We start from the raw sequence: 12,138 nt of genomic DNA, 5'->3' as shown, positions 1-12,138 counted from the left end.
GCTCCCCCGCCCCGCCCCACCGGGCGGCACCCGTCAGGCGAGCTTCGCCCGCAGCGTCCCGACCACGTCGGCGAGCGCGACCGGAGCCTGCTCCCCCGACTCCATGTCCTTCACCTGGACCACGCCCTCTTCGAGGTCGCGGTCCCCGGCGACCAGCGCGAACCGCGCACCGCTGCGGTTCGCGTCCTTCATCGCGCCCTTGAGGCCCTTGCCCCCGTAGCTGATGTCCGCCGCCACACCGGCCCGCCGCAGCTCTGTCACCAGACCGAACAGCACCGGCTTCGCCGCGCCCAGGGCCACCGCGAAGACGGAGGTGGCGGCCGGGATGTCCAGCTCGACGCCCTCGGCCTCCAGGGCCAGGACGGTGCGGTCCACGCCGAGCGCCCAGCCGACCGACGGCAGCGCCGGGCCGCCGATCATCTCGGACAGGCCGTCGTAGCGGCCGCCGCCGCCGACCGCGGACTGCGAGCCCAGGCCGTCGTGGACGAACTCGAAGGTGGTGCGGGTGTAGTAGTCGAGGCCGCGCACGAGCTTCTCGTCGTCCTCGAAGGCGACCCCGGCGGCCGTGATCAGCGCCCGGACCTCCTCGTGGTACGCCTTGCAGGCGTCGCACAGGTAGTCGCGCAGCACCGGGGCGCCGACCAGCTGCTTCTGTACGTCGGCCCGCTTGTCGTCGAGGACGCGCAGCGGGTTGAGCTCGGCCCGGCGGACGGTCTCGGCGTCGAGGTCGAGGCCGCCCAGGAAGGCCTGGAGCGCCTCCCGGTACACCGGGCGGCACTCCTTGTCGCCGAGCGAGTTCAGCAGGATCCGGAAGTTGCGCAGCCCCAGCGAGCGGTACGCCTGGTCGGCGAGGATGATCAGCTCGGCGTCCAGCGCCGGGTCCTCGGCGCCGATCGCCTCGGCGCCGACCTGCGAGAAGTGGCGGTAGCGGCCCTTCTGCGGCTTCTCGTAGCGGTAGTACGAGCCCGAGTACCAGAGCTTGACCGGCAGGTTGCCCTTCTTGTGCAGGCTCGCCTCCAGCGCCGCGCGCAGCACCGAGGCCGTGCCCTCGGGACGCAGGGCCAGCTGGTCCCCGCCCTTGGTCTCGAAGGCGTACATCTCCTTGGAGACGATGTCGGTGGACTCGCCGACGCCGCGGGCGAAGAGGCCGACGTCCTCGAAGCCGGGCGTCTCGATGTAGCCGTAGCCGGAGTTCCGCAGCGGAGCCGCGATGGCCTCACGCACCGCGAGGTACTTCACGGAAACCGGCGGGATCAGGTCGTACGTGCCCTTGGGGGCCTGGAAAGTAGCCACGAAACTCTTGTCACATTCCTCGTCGTGGGGCGGCGGTGCCGTCCCCCAGGCCGGCGGCGACTTCCCGCAGGTACGGGTTGGTCGCGCGCTCGCGGCCGATGGTGGTCTGGGAACCGTGGCCGGACAGCACCACCGTCGAGTCGTCCAGCGGCAGGCACACGCGGGCCAGCGACTGGAGCATCTCGGCGTGGGAGCCGCCGGGCAGGTCGGTGCGTCCGATGGAGCCGGCGAACAGCAGGTCGCCCGAGAAGAAGACCGACGGGACGTCGGCCGCCTCGGGCATCCGGAAGGTCACCGACCCCTTGGTATGACCGGGCGCGTGCGCCACCGAGAACTCCATCCCGGCCAGCTTCAGGGTGCTGCCGTCGCTCAGCTCGCGGACGTCGTCCGGCTCGCCGACGGTCAGCTCCCCCATGAGCGGCATCCCGATGGAGCGGCCGAGGGCCTTCTCCGGGTCGCTCATCATGTAGCGGTCCTCGGGGTGGATCCAGGCCGGTACGTCGTGTGCTCCGCACACCGGGACCACGGAGGCCACGTGGTCGATGTGGCCGTGGGTGAGGACGACCGCGACGGGCTTGAGCCGGTGCTTCCTCAGCGTCTCCTCGACACCCTGGGTGGCCTGGTGGCCCGGGTCGATGATGACGCACTCCTCACCGGCGGCGGGGGCGACCAGGTAGCAGTTGGTCCCCCAGGCCCCGGCGGGGAATCCGGCAATCAGCACGTTCGTCCCTCATTCGTCGTCCGGTGGGAGGCAGTGGTTCGGAATCTGCTGCTCAGAGCCTACCGGCGCCCCTCATTACACAGCGAACCCATATACGGTACGGCCTAACCGAGCCCGGACAGCGGTACCAGATACGTACAAGGAGACGACCCGGTGGTCACGAGCGATCAGCGTCGGCGACAGCTCGCCAGGGAGAAGTACGAGCGCCAGCAGAAGCGCCGGGCGGAGGCCCGCCGCAAGTCCCGGCAGCGCTGGGCGGTGATCGGCGCGGCCGCGGCCGTGGTGGTCGCCACGCTGGTCGGGCTGGTCGTGGGGGGTGTCTTCGACAGCAAGGACACGAAGGACGCGGCGGCCGAGCCCTCGGCGTCCCCGTCGGCCCCGACGCCGAAGAAGTCGCCGTCCCCGGCGATGGCGATCGACGACAAGGCGAAGTACACCTTCGACCTGCAGACCAGCGCGGGACAGATCAAGTTCGAGATGGACGCGGCGAAGACCCCGCAGACCGTCAACTCGTTCAAGTCGCTCGCCGACAAGGGTTTCTTCGACAAGACCAAGTGCCATCGGCTGACCACCGGCGGGATCTACGTCCTGCAGTGCGGCGACCCGGAGGGCACCGGCATGGGCGGCCCCGGCTACACCATCCCGGACGAGAACCTGGACTCCCTGGGCAAGCCGAACGAGCAGGGCCAGGTGATCTACCCGGCCGGCACGGTGGCGATGGCCAACACCGGGCAGCCGGGCAGCGGCGGCAGCCAGTTCTTCCTCGTGTACAAGGACAGTCCGCTGGCCCCGGGCTACACGCCCTTCGGCAAGATCGACGCGGCCGGGCTGAAGGTCCTGGAGGACGTGGCCAAGGCCGGGACGGCCGACGGCGGCCAGGACGGCGCCCCGAAGACCCCCGTGGTCATCCAGAAGGGCTCCGTCACCAAGGACTGACGGGGCGGCGCGGCCCGGTCCGGCCGGTCCGGCGCCCGTACGGCGATATTGCGTCGTGCGGGATGCGGACAGCCGGCCCGGCGGTCGCCTATGTTGGCGTTGTGCAGGGCGGGCGCTGCCCGCCCCAGGAAACTGTGGACGATGCCCGGGGGGTGAACCCCCTCGCGGGCATCAGGTGGAGGAGGCGCTGTGAGCAGCGACCCGTGGGGCCGAGTCGACGAGACCGGCACCGTGTACGTGCGTACTTCCGAGGGCGAGCAGGTCGTCGGCTCGTGGCAGGCGGGCACCCCTGAGGAGGCCCTGGCCTACTTCGAGCGCAAGTACGAGGGCCTGGTGGTCGAGATCGGCCTCCTCGAACGGCGGGTGCGGACCACCGATCTGTCCGCCAAGGACGCCCAGACGGCCATCGAGCACCTGCGGACCCAGGTGGACGAGCACCACGCCGTGGGGGACCTCGCGGCGCTGCGCGTCCGGCTCGACAAGCTGGTGGCGACGGTGGACTCGCGGCGCGAGGAGCGCAAGGTCCAGAAGGCCAAGCAGGCGGACGAGGCCCGTACGGCCAAGGACGCGCTGGTGGCCGAGGCCGAGGAGCTGGCGCAGAGCGACCAGTGGCGCAGCGCCGGTGAGCGGCTGCGGGCCCTGGTGGACATCTGGAAGGGCCTGCCCCGGCTGGACCGCAAGTCGGACGACGAGCTGTGGCACCGCTTCTCGCACGCCCGCTCCGCGTTCTCCAAGCGCCGCAAGGCGCACTTCGCCGCGCTGGACGCGCAGCGCGAGGACGCCCGCAAGGCCAAGGAGAGGCTGGTCGCGGAGGCCGAGTCGCTGTCGAAGTCGACCGACTGGGGTCCGACCGCCGCCCGCTACCGCGAGCTGATGGACAGCTGGAAGGCGGCGGGCCGGGCGCAGCGCGAGGCCGAGGACGACCTGTGGAACCGTTTCCGCGGTGCGCAGGACGTGTTCTTCGCGGCGCGCGGCGAGGTCTTCGCCGAGCGGGACGCCGAGCAGACCGAGAACCTGAAGCTGAAGGAGGAGCTGACCGTCGAGGCGGAGAAGCTCGTCCCGGTGACGGACCTGAAGGCGGCGCGTGCCGCGTTCCGTTCCCTCAACGAGCGCTGGGAGGCCATCGGCCACGTGCCGCGGGACGCCCGTCCCAAGGTCGAGGGCCGGATGCACGCCGTGGAGCGGGCCATCCAGGAGGCCGAGGAGGGCGAGTGGCGGCGTACGAACCCGGAGGCGCGGGCCCGTGCGGCCGGTCTGACGGGGCAGCTCCAGGCGGCCGTCGACAAGCTGCGTGAGCAGATCGACGCCGCGCGCGCGGCGGGCAACAACGCGAAGGCGGACAAGCTGGCGCGGGAACTGGAGGGCCGGCAGGCCCTGCTGGACCAGGCGCTGAAGGGCCTGGAGGAGTTCGGCGGCTGACGGCCCCGGACCGCTTCGGACGGGCACCACCGGTTCCTCCGGTGGTGCCCGTCCGCCGTGTGCGCGTCCGATTCGTTACGTGGTTTCAACACAGGGTGCGCGCTGGGAGCACCTGACACCTGTGTACCGTTGTACGGTGCCGCCTCGGCGGCCTTCTGCCGGGCGACGACCAGGATTGAATGTGACGCATACCCAGATACGCGCTGATGTCCCAGACTCACTACTCGTTGCCGAGCCGCTCACCAGCAAGAAGGACACCGGGCTCCGAGGCGTCGGACGGCGCGTACTCTCCAACCTGCAGCGTGCGCGGAAGGCGCTGCTGATCCACATCGCACTGCGTGCCACAGGTCTCGCCGTCATGGCGGTGTGGGCGGAGCGCAAGGGTGTGCAGCCGCTGGAGATCCTGGGCGGGCGCTGGGACGCGATCTACTACCTGCACATCGCCGAGAACGGGCTGACGACCCCGCTGGCGACGCCGTCCCCCTGTGCGTTCGCGGGGCCGAGCTGCCAGATGGCGTTCTTCCCCGTCTACCCGATGATGATCCGCTGGACCTCGTACGTCACGGGTCTGCCCATGAACTGGGTGGCGATGGGCCTGGCGCTCTTCGCCTCGGTGATCGCGGCGTGGGGCATCTTCGCCGTCACGGACAAGATCTACGGCCGTCGGGTCGCGCTGTTCACCTGTGCCCTGTTCGCGATCGTGCCGGCCGCGATGGTGCAGTCGATGGCGTACACCGAGCCGCTGTTCCTCGCCCTGTCGGTGTGGGCGATGTACGCGGTGATGACCAAGTCCTGGCTGACGGCGGGCGTGCTGGCCTTCTTCGCCGGCGCGACCCGGCCCTCCGGTTCGGCCATCGTCGCGGCCGTGGTGCTGGCGGGCGTGTGGGAGTACGTCCAGTGGCGCCGGGGGCGCCGTGCGCAGCGGCCCCCGGTGGGCCGGATCGTCACGGCCTCGCTGATCGCCCCGCTGGGGTGGTTCGGGTACGTGGGGTACGTCGGCTGGCACTTCGGGCGCTGGGACGGCTACTTCGAGCTCCAGCGGCGCTGGGGTTCGGTCTACGACGGCGGTTTCGACACGCTCAACGAGCTGAAGAAGACTTTCACCGAGGTGCACACCACCCTCAACCACGTGGTGGTCAGCCTGACCGTGGTGGTGGCCGTGGTGCTGTTCGTGCTGATGACCCGCAGGCGCCGGCCCCCGATGGTCGTGTGGATCTTCGCAGCGATGATCATGCTGACGGCGCTGGGCGGAGCGGGCTTCTACTTCTCGAAGATGCGCTTCATCATGCCCGCCTTCCCCCTGCTCTTCCCCTTCGCGCTGGCCCTGGCCAGGGCCCGCCGGAGCACGGTGATGTGGATCATCGGTTCCGCGACCGTGGTGTCGGCGCTCTTCGGGGGCAACCTCAACTTCGTCTGGTGGGGCTGCCCCTGATCCGGCCCCGCTGCCGGCCGCGCACATGACGGTGGGCGCCACCCCGAGGGGGTGGCGCCCACCGTCATGTGCGGGCCCGGCAGCCGCCCCTCAGGGCCTGCGGGCGGAGGTGACGCGGTAGACGTCGTAGACGCCCTCGACGCCCCGTACGGCCTTCAGGACGTGGCCCAGGTGCTTCGGGTCGCCCATCTCGAAGGTGAACCGGGAGGTGGCCACCCGGTCCCGGGAGGTCTGCACGGCCGCCGAGAGGATGTTCACGTGCTGGTCCGACAGGACCCGGGTGACGTCCGACAGCAGCCGGGACCGGTCCAGCGCCTCCACCTGGATGGCGACGAGGAAGACGGAGGACTGGGTGGGCGCCCACTCGACCTCCAGCATCCGCTCGGGCTGCTGGGAGAGGGAGTCCACGTTCACGCAGTCGGCGCGGTGAACCGATACGCCACTGCCGCGCGTCACGAAGCCGATGATCGGGTCGCCCGGCACCGGAGTGCAGCAGCGGGCGAGCTTGACCCAGACGTCGTCGACGCCCTTGACCACCACGCCCGGGTCGGCGCTGCCGCGGCGCTTGGCCCGGCCGCGGGCCGGCGGGATGCTCTCCTCGATGTCCTCGTTGGCGGCCTCCTCGCCGCCGAGGGCCTGCACCAGCTTCTGGACGACGCCCTGCGCGGCCACGTGGCCCTCGCCGATCGCCGCGTAGAGCGAGGAGATGTCGGGGTAGCGCATCTCGTGCGCGAGGGTGACGAGGGAGTCGCCCGTCAGGATCCGCTGGATCGGCAGGTTCTGCTTGCGCATGGCCCGCGCGATGGCGTCCTTGCCGTGCTCGATGGCCTCGTCGCGGCGCTCCTTGGAGAACCAGGCGCGGATCTTGTTGCGGGCACGGGGGGACTTGACGAAGCCGAGCCAGTCGCGGGACGGGCCCGCACCCTCGGCCTTGGAGGTGAAGACCTCGACCAGGTCGCCGTTGTCGAGGGTCGATTCGAGCGGCACCAGCCGCCCGTTGACCCGCGCCCCTATGGTGCGGTGGCCGACCTCGGTGTGGACCGCGTAGGCGAAGTCCACCGAAGTGGCGCCCGCGGGCAGCGCGATGACGTCGCCCTTGGGGGTGAAGACGAAGACCTCGTTGCGGGAGAGGTCGAAGCGCAGCGAGTCCAGGAACTCGCCCGGGTCCTCCGTCTCCTTCTGCCAGTCGAGCAACTGCCTCAGCCAGGCCATGTCGTTGACGGTGTCCTGGCCCGCGCTGCCCTTGGCGGCCTGCGGGACGTCGGTGCGGACCTTGGAGGCGCCGGCGACGGTCTGCTGCTTGTACTTCCAGTGCGCGGCGATGCCGTACTCGGCGCGGCGGTGCATGTCGAAGGTGCGGATCTGGAGCTCGACGGGCTTGCCGCTGGGTCCGATGACCGTCGTGTGCAGCGACTGGTACATGTTGAACTTGGGCATCGCGATGTAGTCCTTGAACCGGCCGGGGACCGGGTTCCAGCGCGCGTGCACCGTGCCGAGGGCCGCGTAGCAGTCCCGGACGGTGTCCACGAGGACGCGGATGCCCACCAGGTCGTAGATCTCCGCGAAGTCACGGCCGCGGACGATCATCTTCTGGTAGACGCTGTAGTAGTGCTTGGGGCGGCCGGTGACCGTGGCCTTGATCCGGGCGGCTCTGAGGTCGACCATCACCTCGTCGGTGACGACGGCGAGGTATTCGTCGCGCTTGGGGGCACGCTCGGCCACCAGGCGCACGATCTCGTCGTACATCTTGGGGTAGAGGATCGCGAAGGCGAGGTCCTCCAGCTCCCACTTGATGGTGTTCATGCCCAGCCGGTGCGCCAGCGGAGCGTAGATCTCCAGCGTCTCGCGGGCCTTCTTCTCCTGCTTCTCCCGCTTGAGGTAGCGCATGGTGCGCATGTTGTGCAGGCGGTCGGCGAGCTTGATGACCAGGACCCGGGGGTCCTTGGCCATGGCGACGACCATCTTGCGCACGGTCTCGGCCTGCGCCGCCTCGCCGAACTTGACCCGGTCGAGCTTGGTGACCCCGTCGACGAGCAGGGCCACGGCGTCGCCGAAGTCGCGGCGGAGCTGTTCGAGGCCGTACTCGGTGTCCTCGACGGTGTCGTGCAGCAGACCCGCCATCAGGGTGGCGGGGTCCATCCCGAGCTCGGCGAGGATGGTGGTCACCGCGAGCGGGTGGGTGATGTACGGGTCGCCGCTCTTGCGCTTCTGACCGCGGTGCCACCGCTCGGCCACCTGGTAGGCCTGCTCGATCTGGCGCAGCGTCGCCGTCTCGATCTTCGGGTCGTTGCTGCGGACTATGCGGAGCAGGGGTTCCAGTACCGGGTTGTACGGGTTCGAGCGCTGCACGCCCAGGCGTGCCAGCCGGGCGCGCACCCGGTTGGACGACCCGGCCGGCTTGGCCGGGGCGGGCTTGACCGGCGGGGCCGGCGGCGGCGTGGCCGCGGCCGCCGCGGCCGGGTCGGCCTGCGGGTCGGGCTGCGCGGCGGAGAGTGGCTGGACCTCGTCTGGCAAGAGCGCTCCTCACGGGGGTCCCCCCGGACGGAGTCTGGGGGAGGATCCGGGGCCCCGGTCAGGTCCGGATAAACCATGGTAGCGAGGGTTCCGCCGGCCCGTTCTCCGCGGTCGTCCCGCGAGACGCGGCCCCGAGGCGTTTTCCAGCCGGACGGCCGGGCGACCGGACGGCCGGGCGGAGGTCCGGGGTCCGCCGCCGGGCCGCACGCGAAAGCGGCGGGTCTCCGGGAGGACCGGACACCCGCCGCTCGGCGTACGAAGGGACTCAGACCAGGATCAGCGCGTCCAGCGGCGCCCCGTCGAGCGCGGGTACGAGCTTGGCGCGCCCCGGCAGGAACGACAGCTCCATCAGGACGGCCACTCCGGCGACCTCGGCCCCGGCCCGCCGGATCAGGTCCAGCGAGGCCTCGGCGGTGCCGCCGGTGGCCAGGACGTCGTCGATGACCATGACCTTGTCACCCGCCGACAGGTCCTCCGCGTGGACCTCGATCTCCGCGGTGCCGTACTCCAGCTCGTAGGACTGCGCGAGCGTGGCGCCCGGCAGCTTGCCGGCCTTGCGCACGGGGATGAACCCGATGCCCGCCCGGACGGCGACCGGAGCGGCGAGGATGAAGCCCCGCGCCTCCAGCCCGACGATCTTCGTCGCGCCGTACCGGCCGGCCAGCTCCACCAGCGCGTCCGTCAGCGCCGCGAAGGCGTGCGGGTCGGCGAGCAGCGGGGTGATGTCCTTGAACACCACGCCCGGCTTCGGGTAGTCCTGGACGTCCTTGATCCGGCTGAGCAGCAGCTCGCGGACCTCGGGGGAACAGGCGGCGGCGGTCACCGGCGACGCCTCCCCTGGCCACCCTGGGAGACGACCTGCGGGGCGTCCTCCGAACCGTGCGCCTCGTCGCCCTCGGGGCTCTCGCCCTTCGCCACGGCGGCCGCCCGCTTGGCGAGCACCCGCTTCTTCAGCGCCTTCATCGCCGGCTCGCGCTCCTTCAGGTCCACGACCAGCGGGGTCGCGATGAAGATCGAGGAGTACGCGCCGGCCGCGAGGCCGACGAACAGCGACAGGGAGATGTCGTTGAGCATGCCGGCGCCCAGGAAGCCGCCGCCGATGAACAGCAGGGCGCCGACCGGGAGCAGCGCCACGACGGTGGTGTTGATCGAGCGGACCAGCGTGCCGTTGATGCTGCGGTTGGCGATCTCGCTGAAGGTGTAGCGGGTCTGCTTCGTGATGTCCTTCGAGCCCTCCTTGAGACCGTCGAAGACGACGACGGTGTCGTAGAGGGAGTAACCCAGGATCGTGAGCAGACCGATCACGGTGCCCGGGGTGACCTCGAAGCCGACCAGCGCGTAGACGCCGACGGTGATGGTGAGGTCGTGGATCAGTGCGATCAGCGCCGCGACCGCCATCCGCCACTCGAAGGCGATGGCGAGGTAGATCACCACGAGGACCATGAAGATCGCCAGGCCCGTCCAGGCCTTGTTGGCGATCTGCTCGCCCCAGCTCGGGCCGACCAGGTCGGCGTTGATCTGGTTCTCGGTCACCTTGAGGTCGGTGGCGAGCTGCTTCTTCACGGAGGCGGCGGAATCCGTGTCCAGACCGGAGATCTGGATGCGCAGACCGCCGGTGCCGAGCTGCTGGACGGTCGCGTCGTGGCCGGAGGCCTTCTCCGCGTCCGCCGTCGCCCTGGCGACCGAGACGGCCGTCTTCGGGGTGGTGAAGACGGCACCGCCCTTGAACTCGATGCCCATGTTGAGGCCCTGAACGGCCAGGGCCACGATCGCCGTGATGGTGATCAGGATGGAAACGCCGTACCAGACGAAGCGCTTGCCGACGAAGTCGTAGCCGACCTCACCGCGGTACAGCTTGGCGCCGAGATCTCCCAGCTTCGACATCTCTCACGCCTCCTTTGCGTCGACGGGGGCGGGGACGGGGCCCGTGCGGCGGGACCGGCGCAGCGGCGGCTTGGCGCCCAGGCGCTTGGGGTCCAGCCCGGACCACGGGTGACCGCTGGAGAAGAACTTCGTGCGCGCGACCAGCGTCATGATCGGCTTGGTGAAGAGGAACACCACGACCACGTCGAGCAGGGTGGTCAGACCCAGCGTGAAGGCGAAGCCCTGGACCTTGCCGACGGTGACGATGAAGAGCACCGCGGCGGCGAGGAAGGACACGAAGTCGGAGACCAGGATGGTGCGCCGGGCACGGGGCCAGGCGCGCTCGACGGCCGGACGCAGGGTGCGGCCCTCGCGGATCTCGTCCCGGATGCGTTCGAAGTAGACGATGAACGAGTCCGCCGTGATGCCGATGGCCACGATCGCGCCGCAGACGGCCGGCAGGTTCAGGGCGAAGCCGATGCCCTTGCCCAGCAGCGCCATGATCGTGTAGGTGAGGACGGCGGAGACCATGAGGCTGACGACGGCGATGAAGGCCAGGCCGCGGTAGTAGACCAGCAGGTAGATCACCACGAGGGCGAGGCCGATGGCACCGGCGATCAGGCCGGCCTTCAGCTGCTCCCCGCCGAGGGCGGCGGTGACCGTGGTGACGCTGTCCTCCTGGAAGGACAGCGGCAGGGCGCCGTACGACAGCATGTTGCCGAGGTCCTGCGCGGACTGCTGGGTGAAGCCACCCGAGATCTCGGCGTTGCCGCCGGTCAGGGCCTGGCTGACGGACGGGTCGGAGATGACCTCGCCGTCGAGCACGATCGCGAACTGGTTCTGCGGGGCCTGCTTGGTGGCCAGCTCACCGGTGATCTTGGCGAACTTGTCGGCGCCCTTGTCGGTGAACTGCATCGTGACGATCCACTGGCCACGCTGCTGGTCGATGACGCCCTTGGCGTCCTTCACGTCCTGGCCGTTGACCTGGGCCGGACCGAGGACCCACTTGCCCCAGAGGTTGCCGCGCTTGCCACAGGCGAGCATCGGGTCCTCGGGCTTGGCGCCCTTGCCGGCGGCGGCGCGCTGGTCCTCCTTGGTGCAGTCCAGCGCGGCGAACTTCGCCTGCAGGTCGGCGACGGCGGGGTCCACGGGCGGGGCGCTCGGGGCAGGGGTCGCGGGCGGGGTCGTGGCCTTGTCGTCTGCCTTCTTCGACTCGCCCGCCGAGGGCGAGGGAGAGGGGGTGCCCGGGGCCTTGAGGCCCTCGCTGAGCACACGGCCCTGGGAAGTGGCGCTGGACGACGGGGTGGCCGGGGCGGAGGGCTTGCCGCTGCCTTCGGCCTTCGGGGCGCCGGATCCGCTCGCGGAGGGGGTCGGGGACCCGCTCGGCTTGGTCTCCGGGGCGACGGGGGCGCCGTCGGCGAAAGCGAGCACGGGGCGGAAGTAGAGCTGGGCGGTGGTACCGACCTGCTCGCGCGCCTGCTGCTCGTTGGTCCCCTTGGGGATGTTCACGATGATGTGGTCGCGGCCCTGCGTCTGGACCTCGGCCTCCGAGACGCCGAGACCGTTGACGCGGCGCTCGATGATGCCGACCGCCGTGTTCATGTTGGTCTCGTTGACCGCGTCCGGCTTGCCGGGCTCGCTCTTGGCCTTGAGCGTGATGCTCGTACCGCCCGCGAGGTCGATGCCCAGGCGGGGGGTCGTCTGCTTCGTGAGGAACATCCCCGCGGTGAGCGCCACCATCGCGATCAGGATGATGGCCAGGGCGCGCCCCGGCCTCCCCTGAGCCCCCGTGGGCCGCCGGCCCTTCTTCGGTGCTGCCACCTTGTCGTTTCTCCCTGTCCAACCGTCCCGCGCCGGGTCAGCGCGCGGACGGCCACGAAATGTGTGGTGGGGACCCCTGCCCCCCGCAGAAGTTCACTGCGGGTACCGCGGCGCCGCCGGTCGGGCGCCACCGCGGTAC

At 70.5% G+C, this 12,138-nt stretch carries 9 protein-coding genes; 3 read left to right on the top strand and 6 right to left on the bottom strand.

From position 1 onward, the window contains the following. Positions 1-33: 33 nt before the first annotated feature. Positions 34-1,293 carry a histidine--tRNA ligase gene (gene hisS / locus ACZ5D2_RS04105; protein ID WP_371679429.1) on the bottom strand — a complete coding sequence of 420 codons (1,260 nt, stop codon included), beginning with the start codon at positions 1,291-1,293 and terminating at the stop codon, positions 34-36. A 10-nt stretch (positions 1,294-1,303) separates the two neighbouring features. Next, positions 1,304-2,014 (bottom strand): MBL fold metallo-hydrolase, encoded by a 711-nt coding sequence (locus tag ACZ5D2_RS04100; RefSeq protein WP_266837951.1) that lies wholly within the window; start codon positions 2,012-2,014, stop codon positions 1,304-1,306. A 153-nt stretch (positions 2,015-2,167) separates the two neighbouring features. On the opposite strand from ACZ5D2_RS04100, the gene ACZ5D2_RS04095 reads away from it, so the two are divergent. The 3 genes from ACZ5D2_RS04095 (at position 2,168) to ACZ5D2_RS04085 (ending at position 5,801) form a co-directional block, all read left to right on the top strand. Then, entirely contained in the window at positions 2,168-2,950 is a 783-nt protein-coding gene (locus ACZ5D2_RS04095) for a peptidylprolyl isomerase (protein WP_371679428.1), read from the top strand. 189 nt (positions 2,951-3,139) lie between these two features. Further along, positions 3,140-4,369 (top strand): DUF349 domain-containing protein, encoded by a 1,230-nt coding sequence (locus ACZ5D2_RS04090; protein ID WP_371679427.1) that lies wholly within the window; start codon positions 3,140-3,142, stop codon positions 4,367-4,369. Between the two features lie 181 nt (positions 4,370-4,550). Further along, positions 4,551-5,801: a hypothetical protein gene (locus ACZ5D2_RS04085; protein WP_371679426.1), complete on the top strand. Its 1,251-nt coding sequence runs from the start codon at positions 4,551-4,553 to the stop codon at positions 5,799-5,801. 90 nt (positions 5,802-5,891) lie between these two features. Here ACZ5D2_RS04085 and ACZ5D2_RS04080 read toward each other — a convergent pair whose 3' ends face one another. From ACZ5D2_RS04080 to secD, 4 genes are all read right to left on the bottom strand, one after another. Then, positions 5,892-8,315, bottom strand: a complete 2,424-nt coding sequence (locus ACZ5D2_RS04080) for a RelA/SpoT family protein (protein WP_266837959.1) — start codon at positions 8,313-8,315, stop codon at positions 5,892-5,894. A 265-nt stretch (positions 8,316-8,580) separates the two neighbouring features. Further along, positions 8,581-9,138, bottom strand: a complete 558-nt coding sequence (locus ACZ5D2_RS04075; RefSeq protein ID WP_371679425.1) for an adenine phosphoribosyltransferase — start codon at positions 9,136-9,138, stop codon at positions 8,581-8,583. Continuing rightward, positions 9,135-10,199 carry a protein translocase subunit SecF gene (gene secF, locus ACZ5D2_RS04070; RefSeq protein ID WP_371679424.1) on the bottom strand — a complete coding sequence of 355 codons (1,065 nt, stop codon included), beginning with the start codon at positions 10,197-10,199 and terminating at the stop codon, positions 9,135-9,137. Before secF ends, ACZ5D2_RS04075 begins: the two co-directional genes overlap by 4 nt. A 3-nt stretch (positions 10,200-10,202) precedes the next feature. Next, a complete protein-coding gene (gene secD, locus ACZ5D2_RS04065) occupies positions 10,203-11,999 on the bottom strand; it encodes a protein translocase subunit SecD (RefSeq protein ID WP_468927036.1) in 1,797 nt (598 codons plus the stop codon). Between the last annotated feature and the right edge of the window lie 139 nt (positions 12,000-12,138).

Source organism: Streptomyces sp. NPDC031479 (assembly GCF_055581065.1).
Note: the sequence above shows the minus strand (reverse complement) of the source record. Positions and strands in the feature narration are given on the sequence as shown.